Raw genomic sequence first — 25,535 nt, 5'->3', positions numbered from 1 at the left:
GGGGCGTCCTGGCATGACCCATGACCTCAAAGGGGACTCCTTTAGTTTGGCGCAACTTCATATTTAATTGGTATAAGACATACTTTTGAGACTGAGCACACCCTAGTGGACAAGGCAGCCAAGGCTAAGACGTCCAGAGGTGTGTAGATATTACCACTAGTGAGCAAGTGCTTGAATCCAGTCGCTGCCAGCCCAAACAGAAGCGATCGGTTTGGGCTGGCAGCGCATGAGTTTGCCATCGTTGTGACGCAAGGTCCAATGACGCAAACCGCCTACCTGCCGCAGGCACTTTCATCATCAGTCACCTGATAGTGAAAGCGCTTGTCTCGGTCATGGGTGCCAGTGACGACCGCGACCACGAAACTTCTCTTCGACCTCTTCCCAGGAACAAGCGGTAATCGTGGGCGCAGTCGCGTCCTCATCAGTGTCTTCATCAGCGTCGGTCGCTTGGGCGAGCCGTTGCTCAGATTGCTTGGCCGTTTCGGCTTCCGCTAGGAGCAGGCTTTGCTGCTCGATGGTATAGGCAATCGCCTCGATGACGGTTGCATTGCGTTCCAGGTGGGTAGGTAGAAGGAACAGCGGTAGCACCTCTAAGTGAGCGTGTTTCGTGTTCTCGTAGTGCGACCATGGGGCTAGCAACTGCTCGGCAGTGTGTAAAGACAACGGCTCTCGCTTAAGGTGCTCTGGAAACGCGTCAAAGTCTGCCCCAAGTAGTTGTTACGCCATAGAACAACTGCACTAGAATAGCCGCATAGTCCATGAAGACGGCTTGTGAGCAGCATTTTCCAGGTAGAGACCTTAAACGGGATCGAGTTTGTCAACCTCGGCATGGTACGGCGTTTTGTGCCTGGGGCAGACAACTCTTTGGAACTACGGTTTGGCCAGGCAGAAACGCTGGTGTTGACTGGCGACAGCGCTCAGCAAGTGTTGCAGTGGGTCACGGCTCAAGCAGAAGCCTTCAAACTGCCAGCAGCGCCTTCAAAGACGCCACCAAAGGCAGCAACGTCCCGTCAGCCTGAGAGTAAGGCGAAACCACAACAGCGGCGGCGTATTCAACTCATGCCGTTAAACATAGCCACGCACCTGAGTGTCGTGCCCACTCCTACCCCTCCCACGACGCCTACCCTCGACAGCATGGCCGCCAGTGCAAGACTACAGTGCTTACCCAGTCACACCATTGACCGTCAACACTGGCTACCGTAGAGCGTCAGGACAAGAGTAGTGCTGCCAGTGCGTGCCCAAAAAACATTTGCGAAGCTTCGCAAAAACTTTTGATGTTAAGTTTAGCTTCAGTTAAGATGTGCTTTCTTCGGTTCAAGTAATAGAGCTTTAATCATTGCTATAAATCTTTGTAAAAATTCTTCTGCTTGTGCTTCGCTGAGATACCTCATCTGGAAGTCAAGCTTCAAATACAATTCATCTTCTTGTTCTAAAATATTTAGCATTAATGGAAACTCTACATAATTAATTGGAAGAGGGAGAAAGCTTGCTTTCTTAAGACTCTCACTAAACAGAGGTAGCTGAGGTTCTATGTTGAAACTAACTTGTATCGGTTGATATTCTGGTGAATGATTTTGAGTTACTATTGACATCCACTTGCTGTAACTATAATTTTGATTTGCAAAAGCATCTAATAATATCTCTTTGACAGTTTGACTGAAAATTTCAGGACTGTTGTTGTTCGCCTTGCATGAACACACAATAGGCATTAAATTCACACAACATCCCACTAAAGAAGCGCCTTCGGCAAACTGTCGATTTGCAGTTGGCACTGCTACAGTAAATTCCTCTTTCCCATAGGTTTCATAGAGATGAATCTGAAATAGAACAAAAAGAAGAGTAAATGTAGTGCATCTTAGACGCATTGCTAATTGCTTTAATTTACTTTTAATAGATTTTATGGCAATCACATGGAGTAATCTTTTCCCAATGAACGGTGAGATGCGATCGTCAACAACCGACAACAACATCTCAGGCCGCTTTTCAGCATGCTGCTTCAACCAGTACTGCAAAGTTGACTCTGAAACACGCGTAGGTTCGTTCATCACATACTCAAAATATGATGGAGGTACAGAGAGCCTAAAAGTACCATCTTTCTCATGCCCTTGATAAAACTTAAGTAATTCACCAAACAATAGTGAAAAAGACCATCCATCCCCTACGGTATGATGTGCAGTTAAAGACAAGTAACATGCTGAGTTTGTCCCTCTTATAACCGAAAGTAAAATCAGGGGGCCATTGATTAGATCGAATTCCTGATTTACTTGCTCAGTAAGTAACTCTTCTAAAGTGGAATTTTGTTGGGTTGATAGATCTATTTCATTAAAAGGAGTTTCTATAATTCTGCTTTTTCTTTGTCTCTCTCCATCTACATCTATCTGAACTGATAAAGACTCATGACGTGCTAATACTTCTTCCCAAGCTTTTTTCAAGCGTGAAGAGTCTATTTCTCGATTAATCTTGATGGCACAGCCCATATTGCCAGCTTGCTTCCCTTCATACCCTAGTCTAGCTAGGCGAGAAAACCTTTTCTGAGAGTCGCTCAGGGGATACCAATCGGTGACTTCATGACTTTCAGTACTGCCAATGCTTAAAACATTTCCTTTTTGAATGACTTCCCTACCTTCTGATAAGAAACTTTGAGTGGTCAAGTCTGAGAAAGTGGATTGTATGCCTGCTTGAGCTGTTAAAACCAACTTATCTTTTTTTTTACTTTGTAGAACCTGCAATTGCTCTGACATGATTTGGAGCTGTTTCAAAATGATTTCTTCTAATACTGATTCAGATTTTTGAGATTCCTTGCTTCCTAATGACATCTGTGTAATCTCATCCGGAGCAATGGCATTTGAGTCATACACATCATGAGATTTATCGGTCTCAGGACTTATGGGAGCTGGTGAGCCTAATTGCTCTTGAATATATAAGGCCAATATATTAAGTGTTGCGAGTTCTTCAAACAGTTGATGAATGGCAATTTTGACTTTGTAGGTTTTCTCAATCTTTTGTGTTGCTTCAATCAAAACGAGAGAATCTGCACCCATTTCTAAAAGGGATGAGTGAATATCGACTTCTGAACTGTCTAATTGCAGCAACTCGGCAACAGTAGAGCGTAAATCAGAGACAATTTCTTCGTGTTGAGCTGCTTTATGTCCTGTATTCATAGCAATCTTAAAAGGTACTGATTCTGTATTAGGCTGAGTCGTGATTTCCTGGCTTGCTTGAACTTGGTAGGAAGTGCATTGAAAAGGATAGGTAGGGAGTTCCAATCGACGTTCCACATAATCAAGATTCAACCCTTCCCAATTGATGCTTACGCCGCTGACATATAACTCAGCTAAACTTTCCATCAACACAGACCAATCATCTTTACCTTCAGCTAAAGATGACAACCAGATAACCTGCTTCCCTTTCTGAAAGCTTTTTCCTAAATTTAATAGAATTGGCTTTGGCCCAACTTCTATAAATAGGTCAAACCCTTGATTCAACAAAGTATTGAGTCCAGGCATGAACTTCACAGTTTCCCGTGTTTGACTTCGCCAGTAGCTAGCATCAGGCATAAACTCTGATGGCATTATTTCACCCGTAAGTGTCGAAACAAGTGGAAGACAAGGAGCTTGAAACTCAATTTGACTAGCTTTTTCCTCAAAGACACCTAGGATTGGATCAACTAAGCCTGAGTGGAAGGCATGAGACACCTTTAGTTTTCTAGTCTTAATTCCCGATTCTTCTAAAATAGTGATGAGCTTAACGATATCTTGCTGACAGCCAGAGATCACGGTGTTACTCGGAGCATTTACTGCAGCAATCGCAATACCAGGTGCATGATCTTGAACGGCTTTTTCAACGGTAGCTTCACCTGCGAAAACAACTACCATTTCACCGTCGCTAGGCAAGGTCTGTATTAATTGCGATCGCGCTGCAATGAGTTGCAATCCAGCTTCAAGGCTAAAAACTTCTGCAATACAGGCAGCGACGTATTCTCCAAGGCTGTGGCCAATCACAGCAGATGGCTCAACACCCCAAGATTGCCAAAGCTTGGTGATAGCGTACTCGATTGCAAATAGAGCAGGTTGGGCGTAAAGAGGTTGTGCCAGAAGCGATGAACCATCTTTTGAGAAGATAGTATCTGTTAATGACTGATCTAAATAAAGAGACAATATTTGACTACATTGCTCGATTGCCCTCCGAAAGACTGGTTGAGTCTCGTAAAGTTGAGATCCCATTCCCTGATACTGAGAGCCTTGACCCGTAAATAAAAACGCAATCTTAGGTTTTCTTCTTTGATTGGCTTTCTTTGTGACAAGTCTAGGAGCTTGTTCTCCCTTAACGAAAGCATTAAGAGCCTGTTGTACTTGAGTATGAGATTCAGCAGCAATCGCTAAACGATAATCAAAGTGAGATCTGCCCTGATTTGTTGTAGAACAGATATCCACAAGTGATGTATCTGGATGTGTGTCAAAGAAGTTTATATACCTTTGAGCCAGTTGCTTTAAGGCCTGCTCATTCTTTGCCGAAAGTGTGAAAAGGTGAACTGGGCGTTGAGCAGAACTAGATGAAACTTGAGGGCTAATGAATTCTTCAAGGATGACATGACAATTGGTTCCTCCAAAGCCAAAAGCACTGATACCAGCAATTCGTCTCTGATCGCCGATTGTCCAGCTTTGGGGCTCAACCGGAATGCGAAATGGCGTATCTTGCAATGAGATATATGGGCTCAATTGCTCTAAATGCAGATGGGGTGGAATCTGCTTGTGCTGTAAAGCCAGCACGACCTTAATCAAACTGGCAATGCCTGCCGCAGCTTCTAGATGACCTATATTGGTCTTGACTGACCCGATCCAGCAAGATTGATCGGGCGATCGATTTTCCGTCAACACCGCCTTTAACGATTTAATTTCAATTGGATCTCCAAGTAGTGTACCAGTACCATGCGCTTCGACATAGCTGACTTGATTGGAATCTACGTTGGCATTCTCCAATGCTTTGCGAATGACCATTTGTTGAGCAAACCCGTTAGGTGCTGTAAGCCCATTACTACGACCATCTTGATTGACCGCTGAACCTCTAATAATCGCTAGTACGTTGTCTTTTCTGCTGATTGCGTCTGACAAACGTTTGAGGATAACCATCCCGCACCCTTCGCTACGACCATATCCATCTGCGGCGGCATCAAACGCTTTACAACGCCCATCCGGTGCCATCATCCCTGCCTGAGAGAATGTGATGTGAAGTTCAGGAGTTAAGATGACATTCACACCTCCAACAAGACACAAGTCCGATTCTCCAGTTTGCAAGCTCTGACACGCATAATGCAATGCAACAAGAGAGGAAGAGCAGGCCGTATCGATAGCGACACTAGGACCGTGTAGATCCAAAAGATAGGAAAGACGATTTGCGATGATGCTAAAAGAAGTACCAGTGCCACAATAACCATTTACATGATCTAAATCCTGATAGAGCAACCGATGATAATCAGCGTTACTTACACCGATAAATACTCCGGTATGGGTATTCGCTAAGCTGTCCGGGGCGATTCCAGCATTTTCTAATGCCTCCCAAGCTACTTCAAGAACTAACCGTTGCTGGGGATCGATGTATTTGGCCTCACGAGGAGAGATGCCGAAAAACCCTGGATCAAATTCGTTTGTTTGCTTCAAGAACCCACCCGATCGCGTATTCATTTTTCCCGGAACGCCTGATCCTTCAGCGTAAAAGGCATCAATATTCCAACGGTCTTGTGGAATCTCCGTTATGGCATCAATTCCATCATACAAGAGAGTCCAGAAAGAGTCTGGAGTCTCTGCGCCAGGGAAACGGCAACCAATCCCAATAATTCCAATGTTTTCCACTTGGTAATCTCTACTTTTAAGTAGTGTAAACAACTTTCAAATTCGGCATCTTGTCGAATTTGTTACTGTTATGCGTTACTTCTCAGCATTAAGTTCCCCAGCCAAAAAATTAGCTAACTTTTGAATGCTAGGATGTTCATATAACAAGGTCGGTTCAAGGTCGATAGCTAGCCAATCTGCTAACTCGCCTGTTAAGCCTATCGCTGCCGCAGAATCTAATCCGTGTGAGTCAAAAGTTGCTTGCATATCGACTTCATCTTGACTAATATCAAGCAACTCGCTTAAGTAAGTGGTTAACCAACGTTCAATTTCTGTTGAACTCACTGATTCACTTACCTTATTTTGAGTATCCACGTTGAACCTCTCCTTTTTGATCAACAAGACTGGGGCTACATTTTTCTTCTCGCATCGATCATGGCTGTTGTGGGAATTTTTACATTCCACGCTAAGCCCACCTTTTCAAAAAGATGAATGACCCAATAGCCAATATCTAACTGCCACCACTGGAGTCCAAATTTAGCTGAACTTTGGAACGCGTGATGATTGTTGTGCCATGCTTCGCCAAAGGTAGGAATGGCAAACCAAATATTGTTTGTGCTGTGGTCAGAAGTATTGAAAGCACTCGTTCCAAATAAATGCATCATAGAGTTTACACTCCAAGTAAAATGATGTGCCAGGAACACTCGCAGTAGTCCTCCCCACAAAAAACCAGAAGTGAACCCTATCCAAGTCTTTAATAAAGCTGCTCCAATGAGAGCGGGTAGAAGAAGACCTAAAATTAACCAGACGAGGTAGTATTGATTAATTTTTGTGATGACTGGGTCGCGTAACAGGTCTTTCGCAAACAGTGAAGAATTAGTAACTTCACTGGTAAATAACCAACCAATTTGTGCATGCCATAACCCACGCAACCACCTGAACTTACCATCGCCTTCTAAGTGGGGTGAATGGGGATCGCCAGTTTGGTCGCTATATTGATGGTGACGACGATGATTGCTCACCCAATGAATAACAGGTCCCTGAGCAGCCATAGAGCCTGCGATCGCGAGAACTATTTTGAGCGCATTGCTGGTTTGAAAGGCACTATGGGAGAACAACCTGTGAAAGCCTACTGTAATTCCAGTAATCGTCAAAGCATACATCCCGACACATAGCCCGATCTCAACCGGAGTAATTCCTACTTGCCACAGAAGCCCAAGTGCAACAACAGAACCGGCAGAAGGAAGCAAAACTGTCGCTAAAGCAAACCGCCTTTGCTGATTTACGAGATATTCGTTTGCTATGGTTATTTTTTTCATTGTGTTCAACAATCCTTGTTCGCTTTCGTGTTTCCACCATGTTCTTTAATCACATCAAAGGCTGAGTTTAAGAAAAGACTACGGCAGGCATAGCGCTGAATTTTGCCGCTGGACGTTTTGGGAATACAGCCTGGTTTAATGAGGACGATAGAGAAAACCTGCAAACCATGCTGCGCTGCAACAGACTCGCGAATACGTGCCATCACTTTCTGCGTCGGTAAATCTCGGAGTCGGTCTCTTCTGACCTCTTGCACGATGACTAATTTCGCTTCACCATTCATTTCTACAGAAAATGCTGCCCCAGGTGCAGATTGAATCGCCGGATGGCTTTGTTCTACAGTGAGTTCAATATCGTGAGGATAGTAGTTGCAACCTCGGATAATAATGATATCTTTGATACGTCCAGTAATGAAGAGATTTCCATCTTGTAAAAATCCCAGATCTCCAGTGCGTAGAAAGGGCCCTTGAGTGCCTAAATAGGCATCAAAATTCTTTCTGGTTTCACTATCCTGATTCCAATAGCCGAGCGCCACACTTGCATCTGACACCCAAACTTCCCCAATTTGATCAGAGGAGCACATCGCTAAAGTGTCGGGATGGACAATCACAACCTGTCTACATCTGATTTGCCCACAACTGATAACGGCTTCTACTGCTGCTGCTTCCGAAACATCATTTAGCGATCGGTGCTGCTCAAGGTCTGACTTGCGAATGGAATGAACCAATAGCTCTTTTGTTTTGGGACCTCCAGAAACCAGTAAAGTAGCTTCTGCTAAGCCATAGCATGGGTAGAATGATTTCTGGCTAAAGCCGCAAGATTCAAAAGTTCTAGCAAAATCAGCTAAAGTTTTCGTGCGGATAACTTCTGAGCCATTAAAAGCCAAATCCCAACTGCTCAGGTCTAGCTCCTCTTTTTGCTTCGCTGTAACCTTACGAACGCATAAATCGTAAGCAAAATCAGGTCCTCCACTGGTCGTTGCCCTGTAGTGAGAAATAGCCTGCAACCATCGCAGAGGCTTTTGCAAAAAGTGTGCAGGGGACATTAATATGACTGGGAACCCGCCATAGAGTGGCTGTAAAATTCCACCAATTAAACCCATATCATGGTAAGGAGGCAACCAGACTAGACCTTTACTCTGCGATTGATGCGTAAAGGCGTTATAAATTAATGCTGAGTTGTGAAGAATATTGCCATGAGTGATCATGACCCCTTTAGGAGTTCCTGTGGAACCAGAGGTATATTGTAGAAAGGCCAGCGTCTGACGATTGATTTCAGGAGTCTCCCAGTCCTTCACTAAAGCAGGATGAGAAACATCCGTAGCAAGACATGGCAACGTATCTGCATTGAGTATTTGAGTGAATAGATCCTTTGCCTTGAGTAAGACTGCCTGCGTCGTCAGTGCCAGCCCTGGCTGGGCATCTTTCACAATTTCTTGTAGACGAGATATAGACTTGTTTGGCCGAGGCGGATAGGCAGGAACCGCGATGAGGCGCGATTGCAGACAAGCAAAAAAGGCAATGATGTAATCCAGACCAGGTGGATAGAGCAGCAATGCCCTTTCTCCAGGGGCAACTAGGGTACTCAAATGGCAAGCAAGACTGTTTACTCGCTGATGCAACTCTTCATAAGTGAGGCTAATTTCCTCGCGTTCGCCATCGACTAGGAAGGTATAAGCGGTTTGCTCAGGCTGGCGGCTAGCCCTGTACTCCAACACATCCAGCAATGATTTTGGGCTGAGTTTCAAACCAAAAGGATCGAGTGATTGGCTCATCATATCTATACTGTCTGGCTTTCCTCTGACTGTGCTTCTACTTTTTTGGTGGCTGTTTCTGACTTACACCTATAAAGTCTTTCTAAGAGAGGGGAACCTATGCAAGTTTGTCGATAAGTCTGACTAGATCGGCGGGGCATAGGCAAAATCGCGTGCTCAGGCGATGCCCGAGCACGGCAGCACTCGCATTCACAAATCCCCTACCTGTGAAGTAGTCATAGCCCAGAGCGTCCAGATCAATCGCTGTTTGTGCCAGAATTTGTTTCATCTGTCCCTGGATCTCCGTTATTAAACCTGACGCTACTGTTTCCAGTCGATTCTGCTCCTGAACGATCATGTGGTCGAGTGATGCGACCTGCTGTACCTACTGCTGCAACGGCTCCACCACCAGAGCTCTGACTATCCCACAAAGTTGAGGGAAGAGGCGAGTGCTAAACCGAGTCGCATTTGGAAGGATATTCCAGCCTCACCAGAGTACGGTTGGTCCAGGCTCAACATCATCCTTGCGAGCGAAGAAGCGACCCAACTTAGCAAGCGCAATCATAGTTTGAGACACACAAAAGTCTGAGCGTTGAGTCTCGCTAGCTTGATGCGCAAGCAGTAGCAACGTCCGAAGCCCAATTTCAGTCAAGATCGTCAGGTCCAATTCCCAATTAGAACGAAGGCAGCCCAGAAGTAGGGCTGCTTTTTGTATTGGGAATCATTCAGAATTGATAGCTGCGCACGACGTAGGGCTTCGGCTTTGGAAATACCAGACTTGTTGATTCGCGCCAATTCGCTGTAAAATTTGCCCATTAAACTTGCTGTGGCTTTGTCGTTGATGCGCCAGAGAGTGGCAACCGTACTACGGGCACCCGATCGCACAGCGACTCCTGCCAAACCCAAGGCGGCGCGATCGTCTCCATCTGCTGTTTCACAAGCACTCAATACCAGTAGCTCCAGAGGCTTCGTTCGCGATAATTCACCGCTTTTGAGAGTGCTGCTGAGTTGATTGATCGTGAGTTTGCCATCCCAGGTGAGAATAAAGGTTTCTTCAGCCGTGCCACCAAACTGCCCGTGCGTGGCTAAGTGAACGATCGGAAAAGGAAGGGCTGTAATCTGTTTCTGAAAAGCCGTACTGGTAAAGGCTTGATTGAACAGAACCCGATTGGGTAGTTCAGATTGAATTGTTTGAATTTCACGTTCCACATAAGGGAGAGGTGGAAAGTTGGCACGTTCTGCGTTCAGTCCAGCGGCAAACACGCTCAAGGATTCTTGTTTGAGCGAGCGTGGCGATAGCAGTTGCAAGCCTGGAGTGAGCGCAACACTATATTTTTCAATTAAAAACTGTTTCCCATCATACAAAGCTGCAATTGGGATATTACGAAGCTTGCCATCCAGTACAAACACTAATGTTTCAACTGGATGGGTAAGAAGATCAGCTGTGATCGGTTTAAGCAACCAATCATACATTTGCTGGAGTTTAGGGAACGCTAGATCTGAAGCTGTTTCTTGATCCAGGTCATCCCGCAAAATATCTACCAGATTTTCAACCTTTGAACGCTTCACTGCCGTTTTGTAATACTGTAATTCACGCATGGTAGAGTTTGCACTTTGGGGAAAACTGGCAATAATTGCTAGTTGATCGTCCAATAAAATTGGATAAATGACTGCTGCCCGCTGATCAACCTGATCGATCTGAGCTGGATTGGCATTCAAACAGGCTTCTCGAAAAAAATTGTCGAGTTCCACTAATTTCAATGACTCAATGATGTTTCGTGCTGTTTGCAGGCGATCAGGCTGAGTGGATTGCAGTAGTAATTCAACGAATTGTCGATGAATGGGTTCCACCGTATCTCGAAAGGAGAACTGTACCTCTGGATTTGCTGCTGCCAGGTCTGCTCGGAGTGATTGGATCGTGGTCACTGATTCCTGGTAGGAGGCAAGGGCCGCTTCATCGTTACCCTCTGCTTTGAGAATTCGTCCTAGTTGCCAGTGCCAGAGGTAAGTAAGTTCTCCCGCATCCAGCGATCGCACAAGTTGGAGCGCGTTTCGCGTGAGCTGTGCTGCTCCGGCCAATTGTTGCAATCGCTCGGTTTCATCCTTTCCACTGAGTGCGGATTGCTCGTAAACACCTCCCAAACTTCCCAACGCGTGGGATTCTAAGCGCGGATCACCGAGTTCCCTTGCCTGTTGAACTGCGGAGGCTAACGACTTCGCGATCACCTGCAGATCTGGCGTTTCTGCTAACTTCATCAGAGTTTGTGCCAGATTAATTCGGGCCTCAATGGATACTCGACTTGCAGGTAGGGCATCAACCTGTTGCTGAATCTGTGGCAACAAGCGTTGAGCCGTGACTATTTGCTTAGTCTGCAGCAATAGTTTCAACAGATTTAGTTGAGCCTGCACTCGCAAACTGTTCGAATCTTTATCCATTACCTGTTGATAAAATGCTGATGCAGTTTGAAAATCCGTTTCGCCATAAGCAATATTTCCTAAGCTGAGTTGAGCAAGGGCAATCAGATCATTCAAGGGCGATTGTTGGGCGATCGTTAAACAACGCTCCATGACACTTTTTGCTTGGGATAGATCACCAATCACTCGTAGCGATTCACCTAATTGGTGGAGGGCGACCGCAGCCTCGGAAGATGCCACAGTGTTAGCCAATTGAGTTTTTAGGGAGTCAGAGCCTTGGGTGGAAAGGTTAAGCGCTGATTGTAGGAGAGTGATCGCGCGTCGATGTAATCCCAGTTGTTGTAGTGCTTTGGCTTGATTGGTTTGGCTTTCTAAGACGCGGTTTGTCTGTCCTTGTTGGCGATAAAGGAGAGTGACTCTTTCCCAAACGGCTAAGGCTTCTCTAGCTTGTCCTCTCGTTAAGAGTAAATCTGCTTGGATGTCGAGTGCTTGAGCGAGTACTAATGAGTTGATGCTAGATGCATCAACTTGATTTTGTAAAATTGCTAAACTATCGAGAATGGCATGATTTGCCTCTTCCCAGGCTCCCATCTGCTGATGGCAAAGAGATAAATTGCTCAAGCTCAGTACTTGGCGAATGGAATCACCAGAGGCTTGATAAGCCTTGGCAGCTTGCAGGAATAAGGTTGCGGCTTCAAAGAATTGTTTGGCTTGATACCGCGATCGTGCTTGTTGTTCCACATCGGAGGCAGATGGAGATTGGCTAATGGCTCCTGCTGAATTTGTTGGAGAATGAGCCCAACTGGGCAAGGAAACACACAGCAAAAGTGCTAGCAAAAAGAGTGCAACGATGCGAATGAATCGATGTTTCATTGATTGCACTGCTGTATTCCTCATTTAAGGTGGGGAGCGAGTTGAGAACAATCCAATCGGGATGGATAACCTAAAACATCAGAAATTGGGATAACGGTCACCAAGAGCACCTCGCCGTTGTCAGTTCTAATAATTTTTTGGGCTTCGATGATTGGATCTGGTACAACAGCTTTTGGCTCGGAAAGTATTGGTTTAGAACCCCTTTGTGGAATGGTTTCGATCAGATTCGCCAGCGGCTTTACCGGAAAGCTACCAGTGAGCAAATCTGTCGGATTTTGCGGCAATCCTCCGCGTCCGGTTACGACAAAGGTGCCAAGTTCGCGACTTCCTACTCCACGAGGACAAGTTTGCACAATTTGCTGAGATGGATCAACCAGGTCAGTCGGTAAGTCTTGTAAACCTCGGCTCGGGTCGATATCAAGCGTGTCGAGGGTAACTATGCCGCTGATGCCGAAGGTAGAACTGGCAGTGATGTCGCTGAAGGACGTGAGTTGGGGACGAAACTGCAACCCGTAAATGCCTTGGGCGGTAATATTCACTCTGCCACCGCTTCCTGTGAAGGCATTCGCAGTAATGTCGCTGTTTTCTCCTTGCACCCCAATAATGAATCCCTCTGGTATCTTGATCGTAATGTTACCTCCATTACCGCCCGCTTCTGCAGTTCCTGCTGTTGCTGAGATGACACTACCGTTCCGCAATATCAAAAGATCGCGCACGTTCAAATTAATATTGCCCCCATCTACGGCTGCTGACTCTGCACTGATAATGCCTTGATTGAGCTGAAGTTGAGGCGCTGTAACGGTGATATTCCCTGCTCCACCTGTACCCTGTGAACGAACGAAAATTCCACCGTTCAGAATGGGCGTGAGTTTTGAGGGGTCAAACGCTGGATTCGTTCCTGCGATCGTGAGATGATCGTTGGCAGTGACTTTGATGGTGCCTGCTCGACCTGTACTTTCAGTGGCTGCATTAAATAGGCTGCCGTTGAGCAAATCAACTGTATTAGCATTAACCGTAATGCTGCCACTATCTCCGGTTGCAACCGTACGGACATCGAGTAATGCTCCATTGAGTAGCCGCAAGGAATTGGCATTGACGAAAATATTGCCACCGCTGCCACTACCACCAGTTTGTGTAAATAACCCACTGGGTTGTTTGTCCTGGGGATTTAGATCCGAAAGGGTGATTGTATTCGCTTCTACCCGAATATCACCAGCCTTGAAAGCTGTTTCAGTGTTAGCAATTACCGTTGAGCCATTTTTCAACTCAAAGATGTTTGTTGAGAGAACAATATCGTTTCCACCTCCAGTACTCCCTGGAAGGGCACGACTGGCAATAAAGGAATTATCAAATGAAACGCGATCGCTGGCATTGATAGAAACACCGCCAGCACTACCTGCGCCAACGCTAGACGTATTTAGTTGAGTTTGATTATTCGCTTCCAGAACCTTTGTGGAAATCTGTAAGTTGCCTCCATTGCCAACAGCCCCAGACTGGACAGCACTGACAATATCGGCACTGTTTAGCCGGATGCGATCACTGGCATTGATGAGAATATCTCCGGCATTACCAGTTCCAATGGTTGAGGTATTGAGTTGTCCCCGATTTGTTATTTCCAGAGTTTTGGTGGAAATTTGAATATCTCCGCCTCGACCAACAGCATTTCGATCGACAAAGCTAAGAACACTTCCTCCATTAAGGAGGACTCGATCGCGCACATTGATCAAAATATTTCCGGCATTACCGGGTCCCGCCACACTGGATTGCAGTGTGGACTCTGGTGTAGACAATTCTAAAGTATTGGCAGAAATCCGAATTGCACCTGCATTCCCAACACCCATATTCACACTTAATGCTTGCCCCGCGTTAAAAGTGACACGATCGCGTGCATCAATCACAATATCACCCGCATTGCCGCGTCCAGCACTCGCTGCCTGTAGCTGCGCGCTATCTGCTAGTTCCAGTGTGCCGGATGAGAGCTGAAGATTGCCCCCCTGCCCAACTCCAGTGGAAAGAACACTCGTGACAATGCCACTAAGACCATTTGCTAGACGCCCCCCGATGGTAATGCGATCTTGTGCCTTAAGCCTGATATTTCCTGAGTCTCCCTGTCCCGCTGTGAGCGATTGAATTTGAGAGCTATTCAGGGCAATGCTGTTGGCAACAATCTGAATATTGCCCCCCTGACCAATGCCTGTTTGTGTCACATTGCTCTCAATCGTGGATGCATTATTGAGCGTGACACGATCGCGAACCTGGATAAACACATTTCCTGCATTTCCCTCTCCAGTTGTATTGACCAATACTCTGGCACCGTCATTCAGTTCAAGAGAGCCTGCAGTAATTTGCACATTCCCGCCGTTACCAATGGAATTTGGTAAGACGGCGTTAATGATGGCACTGTTGGTGAGGGTATTGGAAGTGCCTGCGATCGTCAATTGATTCGTAGCATTGAGGGTGATATCCCCCGCCTGAGATGTGCCGCCGTTGCCAGATATGCCTGAAAGCAACAAACTGCCGTCAATGCCAATATTTTGACCCGTAATGGTAATGGCTCCACCCTGAGCTGCAATCACATCAATTACACTGCCATTCCGCAAGGTGACATTTGAGCGGAGCGTATCATCGGGAAAATTCAGACTTAATCGGTTCTTTACATCCAGCCCAATCGTCCCTTGCGCTGCTAATCCAGCAATTTCTATCCGCCTTCCTGGCGAGATGACAAATGATCCATCCAGGATTACCTCTCCACCAATTAAGGCAACATCAGTGAAGAGGCTATTCACTCCGGCACTAACTTGCATCGCTGACTGTATTTCGCCTGGGCTTTGCCCAACTTGTAAACCCGTGGGCACACTGACTGTTAGTAAAGGAGCCGGATCACGAGTATGGAAGACTGTTCCAGGATGGAACTGCATTCGATCAGCAGTGGTTGCCAGGAATGAACCGCCGATTAACAGCGTGGCATTCGGACCAAAAATAATACCGTTTGGATTGAGCAAAAAGAAATTGACTGGGATGAGAGCACCTGTTGAGTCAATGGTTGCAAGGGTGCCATTAATATTAGAGACAGAAGCATTACCCTGCCCAGTCACTCGCATAATCACATTTTGAATCGCTGGAGTAATGACAAAGCCAGCGGCATCCGTCGGGTTCGGTAACGAGAACTGTTGAAAGCTGTGAAATAAATTACTGCCTCGTGCAGAGCCATTCGTGATCAAGCAAGTCCCCGTACAGGGAGCCGTCAGGGCACCATTCACCTGAGTTCCCAGAGTCCCATCCCCGGCAATTTGAGCAGAGGCAGGCAGGGACATGACTGCCATTACCAAGGTTAAAAGGCTGAATAGACCGAGGCGTTCATCGAGATAAACCATGAATGCAGAAGGGGTTTATGGGGCAGATGATTGACATAGGGAAGCAACATAAGACGATCGCTGCTCAACAAATTGAGCCGATGGATTGCTGACTTCATAAATTACCTGGAGCGCATCTGACCAAAGGTCTTGATCCGCAAAAAACTCGGCTTTGATCAAGGCAATGTCTTCAGCTGATGCGTTTTGTTGCTGCAAACGTTGCTCTAATGTCCGCAAGGCTGTGCCGATCGCTTGCCGTTGCTCGGCGGGCAAAACCCTGAACGTTTCCCAGGTTTTCTGATTGGCTAAACGATTGGGGGTTGCCGGATCAGTCGCCATGATCTGCCATTGATAGAGTTGACCAGGTTGCAGCGCTGCTTGGCCGTCATATCGTACTGGTGCTTGATCCGTAATGGTACGCTCCCATAACACCCTGTCCCGCTGGTTATAGTCCCGCACCCGGAGTTGGCTCCCTTGACCCTGCCAGATGAATAAAGGCCGATCATGCCAGATATTCAGCGTTTCAATTAATCCTGGAGAAATGGGGCAAACATTACCGCGAATCGTTCGTGGTCGCCTAGGTTTGTGCTGCCAGAAGCCTATCTTGGATGTTGGTTGGGAGTTAGCTTGGGCAAATCCGCGTAACAAGAAATTCTCCGACTCCGTTAACGGGACTCCGTTCGCAGGCAGGTAAAGGATGGGTAGTATGAGGCTGGTCATGATAACTCTACTAAGCCATCGGCTGCATTGGCGTGGATTAATCATAGTACTTTCCTTTCAAAGTGACTGAAATATATGTGCAGCAAAGCCCTGTTGGCAGGAGCCACGGTAACAAAATTGCTCCAGACAGATAGAGCTGTAAGGTCGCCAGTCCATAAATTGCGCTCGCTCCAACTGTTCCCCCTAGAATTTGGTAGCGATGAATGCGTTTGCCTTGGCGCTGGGCAGAATGGATTCCAATCACCACACCCTTGCCGATCAAGGTAGCGAGTCCAATCATCCACCAATCAGGAATGGGCACCACCAATCGTTGGGTTAAAAAATGATGCGTCATATATGCCAGCAGTTCTCCGCCTGTTAACCCAGATTGTTGGCTCCAAAATTCGATCGCTTTAGGGGCAGAGAAGCAATCGGCTTGGCGCATTGAAAACCCCAAGCGATCATCGCACCCGCCTGCAATCAACGCCAGTTGGTTTGGCTGAATCCGCAAGGTTTGAGATGCCTTTGGGTCAAGCAATTTCCAGGCTGGAATGCGTTCATATACGCGATCGGGTGGTATCGAATAATCGACTAGTGGCTGCAAACCCAGAGGCGTTTGCATTGTTTTGAGCGCTGTTAATTGATGATTGGTTAGACTCGTTTCGCCAACTCTTTGTAAGAATTCAGTTCGCAGGTTGGAAGCACGAGACAGGGCTGGTTGGAGCAGTTGAGGACGATCTTGTTTTGCAGATTGTACTAGAGCTAGCAAGTAGGAAAAGGGACAGATGTGTTCACACGCCTTCAGATCAGCCATTTCTAGAAAATAGGAGTGAGTATCCGTATAGCCCTGTACCATCCAGTTGGGGTTGGCAATTCCCGTGGCTTGACTGACTCCTAATTCTCCATCACCATCCAAAATTGCCGAAAAGATCAGCCAGGTTTGTCGCTCAAGCGCACGTCGGACAGTCGCCGCCAAGGCCTTGTCCCCCGGTTGGCGTGTGTCTAGCAGAACATCGATCCCAATCAGCGAAGCATCTAGGTTTTGCAGTCGATCAATCAGTTGCGCGAGGTAACTGCGATCAATGGGATGCAGTTGGGACAACCCTTGGCGGTAAATGGATTCTTGATCAATCTGAATGAGCGCCACTGGGGGTGTGGTTTGAGCCGGGACTTGTCCTGTCACAGCACGATAGTAGGATTGGCACAACAGACGAGTATCCAGCAACCAATCTTGCACAGGTGTGAGCAAGCTCAACGTTAAGCCAGTGCCAAGTGCGATCGCTTCCAACCAATTGGGATACCAAGCTCGAAAGCGATGTGGAACGGAGCGAGGAATGCGAAATCGATTCGCTCCTGGATGGCAAAACAATGAGGGAATTAGGGCTGTGGAGGGATAAATGCTTTGTTGCGTCTCTAAAAAGTGCCGTGCTCGATGAATCGCTTCACAGACATCAAGATGTTTACCCAATCCATCCAAAAACGTCCAAAGAAACTGCTGTGCCACCGCATTGTGAATCGGTTCGCGCATGATTGCAACCTGGCTCAACCCTAAATCAATCAAGGCCTTTGCTAAACTTAGACCATTGCAAGAATTAAAAATGGCAACGTGTAATCCATGTTGCTTCGCGATCGTCAGTTGAGGCATCAGACTTTGCAGCGTGATGTTGATTCCCGGAGCAACACTCAGTTCTCCCCCCGTCAGCGCCGTTTCCTTGCTATGTCCGGCAAAAAACAGCACATCCCATCCGGATGGATGAGTGATCGCAGCAGTGATCTGCTGAATGACCTGAGTTGCAGTTTGTTGTGGTTGCCACCCCACAAATTGAATGTCTGCCACTTTTTGCAGCGATTTTACTGCCTGCCGATCAGTCTCAAAATTTAGCCCGGTATCATCGCCTAAAATCGCCAAAATTCTCGCCCGTTTGCCTTTTGGTTGACACATGGATTGGGTTGCTGCATCTCGCACATTGAGCGGTGAGCGCAAAATTTGTACAACTTCTGTCAGCCCAAATTCGCCACCTAGGTTCCAGCTTTCCCAGGGTAATCGTTCCAGTTCGATCGTGTTGCAGGTTAAAAAGAGCTGAATTGTTGTAGCTAGGCGTGAAGTCAGGAGATTAGATTTTGGTCTAACAGCAGTAATTTGCGTTCGCAATTCGTAAAGTTCGGCACTGTGTAACCAATAGTGAAACCGCTCCTTCAATTTCTTCTCAGTTTCATCCAATTGTGTGCGCCAATCCATCGTTATCGCGATTTTTCCTGCTCGCCCTCTGAGTTGACCTGACTGATAGAACCCTAAGTATGCTTGTTGCCAGTCCTGATAGATCTGAATCACGTCGCTAGGATAGGGAACCTGCACGGTTAAACTCTGCCCCTTGCCCCAACCCAACTCAAATAAACAGATTTGCCCTAAAGCTTGAACCTTAAGCTGGAAAATATGAGTGTGGACTGGCGTAGAACGGTTCATTGCGCTTCAAATGCAATCGGGGGCAGTGTGACGCTACTGCCAGGGGGGAAGCTAATCGTAATCATAAATTGCTCATGCAAAAAGCCAATCACCTGGGCTATCTCATAGGCAACTCCCGGCAGCAAGATCCTCTCAAGCATTAATGTCTGTTGCTCTCGGATGGCTAACCGAATGCCCTCGATGGGTGTGACCCCCTGTACCATTTCAACGATCACCAGGAGCGACCATTCTTGCTCTGCCTCATTGAGAGAGTCAGCCGCCAGTTGCCAGGTGACGATCGACAGTCGCAGCTTCTGATCACCCATTAATACATCTTGATAAACTGCGCGCACCGCTTGAGGTACGTCATACCCCTGGCTGCGTAGATTTTGCAGGATAGCAGCTAGATTAGCTACAGGTTGGGTTGCTGCTGCTTGAGCCGATCGCATTGCGCTAGCGGTCTGCCTCTCCGGTGGTACCCACGTCAGCACAATTTCATTGCTTAACTGATGCAGCCCCTTGGCCAGGTTTGCAAGCTGTTGCTGTGCCCAGGTTGCTGTATTGATGATTGGTTGTAACAGAATTTGTTGAATAGCGGGCGAAGTGGTAGTGGAGGGAACGGCTTGGGCGATCGCGGTTGATCGTAGCCCAGTTGCGAACAGTAAGAGATGATGCAAATCAGCATCAAAGATCGCTCTAGGCAGAAGGTAAGTGTGATGGATTGTTGGGAGCAAACCAGTGTCCTGCCGATACTGAGCAAGCTGATCGTAGCGGATGAAGCACTGCACGTCCGCTTGCCCAGATTCGTCATCGACAGCGATGGCCACATAGAGGTGGGCTACTTGACACAGTTCATCGACTACACTGAGCGGCACCTCGATCGCCTCTTCACGATCGGCGCTCGCCACAATCAAGCAAACCTGTAGTTGACTGAGCGTCAGATGTGTAATTGCCGCTGGGACATCAAAGTGGGACGGTTGAATTAGTCTAGCATCCGACCGCTCCAGTTGAATGGGTAGGGTTTGGGTTTCCAGCCAGGCTGCAAACCCTTCTAGTGCTAATAATGCCAGATATGATTGCCATCGAATTGGTTCAGGCATCGCTTGACTGAAGGCAACGGCACGATCAATGACCACTGGATCGAGAGCAACGCGATCGCTCACCTGCGGCATAAAGTCTAACGGAATTGAGTCAACAGAATCAGAAAACATAAAATCAATTGAAAGGGTGAATCATCGGCTTTTAAGCGAAAGTCCCTTAAGGTATTCACAAATACGCCGACCGAGTAAGCTGCCTTGTTGCTGAAGATGAGCTTTTGTCGTAAAGCCCCAATCCTGATCCTGTTGAATTAGTTGATCCAGTTGTTCAGTCAAGGCTGCATCAATGGCTAGGAGTTGATCTGGGCTATCTCCCACATTCACAACTACTTGAATATAGTTCTGCAAGCAGGCGAACATATGAAGTTTAATCTCCGATCGGAGTTGAGTCAGTTTTAGCAGTTTAGCGATCCGGTCTTGCCCACTAACCTCCATTTTTTTAGCAATCTCACCCTGAGAGAGTCCTTCGCAGTAATAGGAGTTGAGTGCCTGCAAAAAATTCTCGACGGTTGTGACGCGAATGCGGCGAGACGTTCCCTGGATTCGCCCCTTTACAACGGTATTGATGGATTGATCCAGACACTGCAAGACTTGCTGCTGATAGTCATGCAAGAAACGATCGATCTCAAGATCGTCCTCTCGCTCAACGGGTGGATCAATGCGTTGAAATGACTTGGGTTGCTGCTTTAGTCGGTATTGGCGGAGCCGCTTTGCACTCCACTGTAGGCAAGTCATCACCGTTGCAGGGGATAGAGATTGCTGGAATGTTGCCTGAATGTAGGCTACCATTCGCTGCAACTGCTCTGCTGTCGGGTCCGCGCAAATTTCTCCTCGACTACCTGGGCGATCGGGTAGGTAAACAAATCGATAAGCTTCATGCACCCATATCGCCTGATTGGTAATTGCTTCAGCTTCATCAAAATATTCCCTCAGAATGCGCCGAAGTTGTCGAGCTTTTGTGTCATTGAGTAAACCCCAATCTGAAATGAGCAAAAGCCCGTAATCCTTCAAGCATCGCTTTAAATCAGCATTCTGGCGCACTAATCGCGCAGCCCAAGTACTCAGTGCGGCAACCTCAGCATTATATTTCTCCAAAATCTCATACCCAAAGGGCTTGAAGGTGCCAATAGTAAGCTCACCCTCGTCATTCAGCACATAGGACAATAGATCTGCCACGTCAAAGCCGTAATAAGCCCCAAATTGCTTTACTAGGGCTTGGCATTCTTGCAAAATTACATGAGAGATGTAGCAGCGCAGGCTCAAACCAGCTTTTAATTCACCCGCTTGAAATAGTTGGGCAAGCCGCCTCTGAAGCGCTCGGTCGGGCTTAGGTTTTGCTTGTAAGTCTGGAAAAAGATGCTGAAGATAAGCATGAACTTGACGAATGTGATTAACCTGGTAGCCGCCTGCAGGATTCAACCGAACCAGTGACCAATACATTGACAGTTCCCAATTTTCCATCATTTGAACCTGCACCGACATCCACACTTTAGCCATCGTCAGGTGCTCCAACTGGTATGTCAATAGATGGGGTAAAGGTAGCGATGATACTGACTTGAAAATCTCGTCTAGTTAAGCTTTTGCTGAAGCACCTTGGGGTTGCACAGAGACTTGATGACCCAGTGTTTCTAGCGTTTGACTAAGCGTTTGGGTAGTGCTAAACAGGTAATTATAGCTGTAAGTTTTTCCAGATAAGGCTTTCAGAGTCTACAGCCAACTTTGCAGCTCGGAAGTATACCGACTTTTTCCACGTCTTTGCAGCCACACGCCCAAGGGAGCAACGAGAGAATCAGCCTTGTAGCTTCCGTCTTAAGCTGATACTTGGAGCTTTCCAAACGACAGTGTCTCGATAAACTCAAGGCTGGCAAAGCGTTTTAGCCATCCTTACATCTTTAGGACTACCATTAAATGTGACCCGAGAGTCGTAAAACCAAGCCGCTAGATTTGTTCATCCGCTTTGATAGGGCGATAAGATGGGGGCTAAGAAATCATTACGCTGAGATGCTTATGGCTTCGACAACTCGCACGCTACTGGGTACAGGTAGTGCCATCCAGATTGAGCAACATGATCCACCACGCCCGCCGAAGGAGGTGTTGCCAACCATGTATGATTTGCCCAGTGAAGACTCCAAGGAGCCTGGTTTGCCAGATGAATTTCATGACCTCCAACCGCAACTCCTGAGCCGGACGCTTAGTTTAGGGGGCTACAGTCGAGACAATTGCTTCACGGCCTCTGACCTTAACCTTTACTACACAGTGCGTCAGCCGCTTTGGTACAAGCGACCCGATTGGTTTCTCGTGGTCGATGTGCCGCGCCTCTACGAGCAACGAGATTTGCGCCGCAGCTATGTACTTTGGCAGGAAGACCATCCGCCCTATATTGTCGTTGAGTTTTTGTCACCGGGAACAGAAGCAGAAGACTTGGGGCGCTTCTACGATGAAACAGCGAACGTGACAGAGAGTGAACCGATAACGCCTGCGGGTAGCGCTGCCGTTTCAGAGGCCGAGCAGGCGGGGTTGGATGCAAAGCCACCCGGAAAATTTGAGGTCTATGAAACGCATCTGCGGGTACCACACTACTTTGTTTACAATCGTTACACACAGTGCTTACGTTACTTCAAGCTTGACGGCGGGCTGTATCAGGAACAGCCACTCAACCTGGAAACGCCACTGGTCTGGTTGCCAGATTTGAACCTTGGCTTGGGGCTCTGGCAGGGTAGCTTTGAAGGTGTGACTGCCCCCTGGTTACGCTGGTGTGACCAGACGGGCACCTGGTTGTTGACGGATACAGAGCAAGAGCGACAGGCAAAGGAACAAGCTCAGACCCAACTGTTGCGAGCAGCACAAACGCTTCTAGCAACGGGAATGGCACTGGAGCAGGTGACGCAGCTGTTGCAGTTGTCAGCGGCACAAGTGGAAGCCCTCAATGGCTTGCCCTGATGCGGCACTTGCTAGAGTAAAGGCTCAGTTTGCCCAAGCAACCGCAGCGTTGGCAGCCATGACGGCTAGCATTGTTCTAGGATGCCGATCAGGTGCCGTCCCTGCCTACCGATTCTGATTGCAGCGGTGCAGCGCTATGCAGCCGTATCAGTGATAGCAGCGTTGAGACGGATAGCGGAAGCGTTCTACGCGGGAGTGGTGGTTCAACAAATCGCCCACAAAGGCCAGCAAACAACTGATCTCCTGCTTGAGTTGCACAACCTGACTTTCATCAAGAGTCAATGGAAGGAATTCGGGCTGGGACAGTGGTTCTGGCAAGTAACGCTCCGCTTCTAGCAAGCAATACGCCATGTCATAATGCTGACTGCGCAGACTCTTGAGATGTTGACTCTCCTTGTCATCAATGAGCGGGGATTCTACAAGGATGCTACGCGGTAGGCTAAAACCGTACCGCTTCGATCTCCACCCAACTCTCTGCACCACAGATCACAGCACAAATTGTGATCATCACTATATCAATCAGTAAATGCTCAATGCTGTGTTGGGCACATGGATCAGGCAGTTCTCCGAAATGGGCTTTGAGGCTTGTAATGGCTGATTCAGGCATGAAGAACCTCGACTCAGATGCACGACTGCCTTGAATCCTAAGTCTTCTGTATTCTCCATGCACTCATTGTTAAGTTACGTGTGCGTTCGCCCTGGCCAGTAGCACCTGTGGCTTGCACAACAACTGTAGAGAGTGTAGAAGCGCCAACAGTCGAGACAGCGAGTTCTGGGCGCTCATTGAGTACGCCTACAGAAGCGTTGCTGCCAGCACTCGAACTGGGGCAAAACGTAGAGTTAGCCATTGTCGAGCCAGTCACGGAGGCTGAGAGTTCTGACCACTCATTCGTAGCGCCTGAGCCGCATTCCTGCCACTCATTCGTAGAACCTTTAAATGAGCGCCCAGAGCTCCCAAACGGAGCCGTTCGTACTGCAGCAACCGTCTTAGCGTTGCCAGTTACGTCAGACCTGACAGTCAATGTTCAGGCACCTTTGAGTTCCGACCAGGAATCCAAAGCGCCAACCATTGAGTTACGGGCAGCACTCGAAATGGCTGACAAAATTGTTGCTGAGCACGCTATGAACGGGTCAGCAGAGCAAGTCTTAAAAACGCCTGAAACCTTTGAGCAGTCAACAAGCTTCATTCTGGGCGCTAATACTTTAGGCGTTCTGGGCGCGAATGAATCGACAGTGCCAGAGTCGTTACCTGTAATACCGTTGGCAGAACCAATGGTAGAGACTGCTCCTTTGGCAGTGGAGCAAGGGGCTGTAACACCAGCGACTCCACTACCAGAGCCACCACCACCGGTTGACAGGGTGCAAGAGTTGGCGACTTTTGCTGAGTTGCTCTTGCACACGTAGCAACGGTTGACCCTTGCGAAGCGGGGTGAGTTGGCGTTGTGTTGGGGACTCCAGGTGAGCTTCGACTACCTTTTCCGCGAGGATATGACTGCGTACCGTTTCTTTGTGCTGTTAGAGACAACTACCCAGAAAAATAGCCATTGATCACAGAAAGGAGGCTCTTAACGTCCATCAGTAGGTTTAGGCTTAGCAGCGGAGTTAAACTCAGCCATAAAGGGTATTATGAACCGTCGTTGTCGCTTGGGTTATGGAAAACAATCCCGTCCAGGAGCTGCTAGTTGTCGCAACGCAAAAGTACGGGGTGTTGAACTTTGCCGAGAAGAAGCTCTTCACTTTGGCACAGGAGAAGTTTCAGGAACTAAGTGCTTCGGAATATGAGCTCTTTCGCGCGATCGCCAACGGTAAACGGATTGACTACCAAACAGGAGTAGTGGTAGACGACCAACCTGAGAATGCCTCACAGTGGGGAGAGGAGCGTACTCTACGCGGTGATCGTCTCCGGTGGCTGTGTATTGAGCCCGCAGTGTGGCAGTTGTGCTTGCCTCAAGGTCTGGACGTTGCAGGCGCGAAGATTGAGGGCGCATTGAACCTTAGTTTCTCAGACATTGCCATTCCCTTGAGGTTCGCCTATTGCTCTTTTGCTGAGCCGCTGCGTCTGCAGCAAACAACGCTGAGAAGACTCGATCTGAGTGGTACACGCCTGGCTCCGAGTCAAATAGAAACCGTTTCCACTGAGGCAGCGGTTCCCACTTCGATTGACGCTAGAGAGGTCGAAGTGACTGGCAGTATCCTCTTGCTCCAAGGCTTTGTAGCCGAAGGCACCGTTATCTTACGTGGTGCCAGGATTGAGGGCAATCTCGACTGTAGCAAGGGACAATTCCTGCAACCGGCACTTGCACTGGATCTAGAGGGTGCATCCGTAAAAGGTAACGTGAACCTAAGCCACAAATTTAAGGCACAGGGGACGGTTAACCTATTCAGTGCGACGATTGGCAGCAACCTCCAATGCGACAGCGGGCAGTTTTTGCATGCGGAAACCGCACTGACTGCCCATAGGGTCAACGTGACTGGGCATGTTTTCCTGCGCGAGGGCTTTGAGGCGAAGGGAACAGTCATTCTAGTCGGTGCCACGATTGGCGGCACCCTCGAATGTGAAGGAAAGTTTTTGCATGCGGAAACCGCACTGAACGTCCATTGACAGTTGCGTTAGCACTGGATCTAGAGGCGCAGCACGAAGCGTTTACTGGTCTTGAGAGGTAAAGGCGTGGCTCAGTAGCGGACAGGCCGCCATTCTATTTGCTGTTTCTTCTCTGTAGCATCAGAGTGGCTTCCCATAGAAGCGTTTTCCCAGACTGCGACGACCCATTCATCAGGCTGAAAGGAGTCCAAGCAGAAGATCTTTAACGCCTCTGT

General features: G+C 47.7%; 17 protein-coding genes. 5 read left to right on the top strand and 12 right to left on the bottom strand.

The window, feature by feature from the left end:
• Positions 1-330: 330 nt before the first annotated feature.
• Positions 331-663 carry a hypothetical protein gene (locus C7B82_RS24980; protein WP_106259477.1) on the bottom strand — a complete coding sequence of 111 codons (333 nt, stop codon included), beginning with the start codon at positions 661-663 and terminating at the stop codon, positions 331-333.
• A 108-nt stretch (positions 664-771) separates the two neighbouring features.
• Here C7B82_RS24980 and C7B82_RS24975 point away from each other — a divergent pair, with 108 nt between their 5' ends.
• Positions 772-1,203, top strand: coding sequence for a hypothetical protein (locus C7B82_RS24975; protein WP_106259476.1), 432 nt, complete (start codon positions 772-774; stop codon positions 1,201-1,203).
• Positions 1,204-1,289: 86 nt separating this feature from the next.
• Here C7B82_RS24975 and C7B82_RS24970 read toward each other — a convergent pair whose 3' ends face one another.
• The 10 genes from C7B82_RS24970 to C7B82_RS24915 form a co-directional block, all read right to left on the bottom strand.
• Positions 1,290-5,849 (bottom strand): type I polyketide synthase, encoded by a 4,560-nt coding sequence (locus tag C7B82_RS24970; RefSeq protein ID WP_181357655.1) that lies wholly within the window; start codon positions 5,847-5,849, stop codon positions 1,290-1,292.
• A gap of 75 nt (positions 5,850-5,924) precedes the next feature.
• Positions 5,925-6,203: an acyl carrier protein gene (locus C7B82_RS24965; protein ID WP_106259474.1), complete on the bottom strand. Its 279-nt coding sequence runs from the start codon at positions 6,201-6,203 to the stop codon at positions 5,925-5,927.
• A gap of 35 nt (positions 6,204-6,238) precedes the next feature.
• Complete coding sequence (locus C7B82_RS24960) at positions 6,239-7,147, bottom strand: acyl-CoA desaturase (RefSeq protein ID WP_106259473.1); 909 nt, start codon at positions 7,145-7,147, stop codon at positions 6,239-6,241.
• Positions 7,148-7,152: 5 nt separating this feature from the next.
• A complete protein-coding gene (locus tag C7B82_RS24955; RefSeq protein ID WP_106259472.1) occupies positions 7,153-8,919 on the bottom strand; it encodes a fatty acyl-AMP ligase in 1,767 nt (588 codons plus the stop codon).
• A 636-nt stretch (positions 8,920-9,555) separates the two neighbouring features.
• On the bottom strand, positions 9,556-12,186 hold the full coding sequence (locus C7B82_RS24940) for a CHAT domain-containing protein (RefSeq protein WP_219904681.1): 2,631 nt from the start codon (positions 12,184-12,186) through the stop codon (positions 9,556-9,558).
• Between the two features lie 20 nt (positions 12,187-12,206).
• Entirely contained in the window at positions 12,207-15,560 is a 3,354-nt protein-coding gene (locus C7B82_RS24935; RefSeq protein ID WP_106259468.1) for a beta strand repeat-containing protein, read from the bottom strand.
• A gap of 15 nt (positions 15,561-15,575) precedes the next feature.
• A complete protein-coding gene (locus C7B82_RS24930; protein ID WP_106259467.1) occupies positions 15,576-16,259 on the bottom strand; it encodes a hypothetical protein in 684 nt (227 codons plus the stop codon).
• A gap of 37 nt (positions 16,260-16,296) precedes the next feature.
• A complete protein-coding gene (locus tag C7B82_RS24925; protein ID WP_106259466.1) occupies positions 16,297-18,702 on the bottom strand; it encodes a CHASE2 domain-containing protein in 2,406 nt (801 codons plus the stop codon).
• Positions 18,699-19,892, bottom strand: a complete 1,194-nt coding sequence (locus C7B82_RS24920) for a DUF1822 family protein (protein WP_106259465.1) — start codon at positions 19,890-19,892, stop codon at positions 18,699-18,701. The genes C7B82_RS24925 and C7B82_RS24920 overlap by 4 nt, the downstream gene beginning before the upstream one ends.
• A gap of 21 nt (positions 19,893-19,913) precedes the next feature.
• Entirely contained in the window at positions 19,914-21,275 is a 1,362-nt protein-coding gene (locus C7B82_RS24915; protein ID WP_106259464.1) for a hypothetical protein, read from the bottom strand.
• 510 nt (positions 21,276-21,785) lie between these two features.
• Here C7B82_RS24915 and C7B82_RS24910 point away from each other — a divergent pair.
• Together C7B82_RS24910 and C7B82_RS31655 are read left to right on the top strand one after the other, a co-directional pair.
• Positions 21,786-22,718: a Uma2 family endonuclease gene (locus C7B82_RS24910; RefSeq protein WP_245940079.1), complete on the top strand. Its 933-nt coding sequence runs from the start codon at positions 21,786-21,788 to the stop codon at positions 22,716-22,718.
• 81 nt (positions 22,719-22,799) lie between these two features.
• Positions 22,800-23,054 carry a hypothetical protein gene (locus tag C7B82_RS31655; RefSeq protein WP_146141258.1) on the top strand — a complete coding sequence of 85 codons (255 nt, stop codon included), beginning with the start codon at positions 22,800-22,802 and terminating at the stop codon, positions 23,052-23,054.
• A gap of 103 nt (positions 23,055-23,157) precedes the next feature.
• Here the strand turns inward: C7B82_RS31655 and C7B82_RS24900 are convergent, their stop codons facing one another.
• On the bottom strand, positions 23,158-23,325 hold the full coding sequence (locus C7B82_RS24900; RefSeq protein WP_106259462.1) for a transposase family protein: 168 nt from the start codon (positions 23,323-23,325) through the stop codon (positions 23,158-23,160).
• A 107-nt stretch (positions 23,326-23,432) separates the two neighbouring features.
• Between C7B82_RS24900 and C7B82_RS24895 the strand changes: the two genes are divergently transcribed.
• Both C7B82_RS24895 and C7B82_RS24890 read left to right on the top strand, forming a co-directional pair.
• The gene (locus C7B82_RS24895; RefSeq protein ID WP_146141257.1) at positions 23,433-24,122 is read left to right on the top strand and encodes a hypothetical protein; all 690 of its coding nucleotides are present in this window, start codon (positions 23,433-23,435) and stop codon (positions 24,120-24,122) included.
• A gap of 247 nt (positions 24,123-24,369) precedes the next feature.
• Positions 24,370-25,320, top strand: a complete 951-nt coding sequence (locus tag C7B82_RS24890; RefSeq protein ID WP_106259460.1) for a hypothetical protein — start codon at positions 24,370-24,372, stop codon at positions 25,318-25,320.
• The last annotated feature ends 215 nt before the right edge of the window (positions 25,321-25,535 follow it).

The organism is Stenomitos frigidus ULC18 (assembly GCF_003003795.1).
GTDB classification, from domain to species: domain Bacteria; phylum Cyanobacteriota; class Cyanobacteriia; order Leptolyngbyales; family Leptolyngbyaceae; genus Stenomitos; species Stenomitos frigidus_A.
This window is presented reverse-complemented; position numbering and strand designations above follow the sequence as displayed.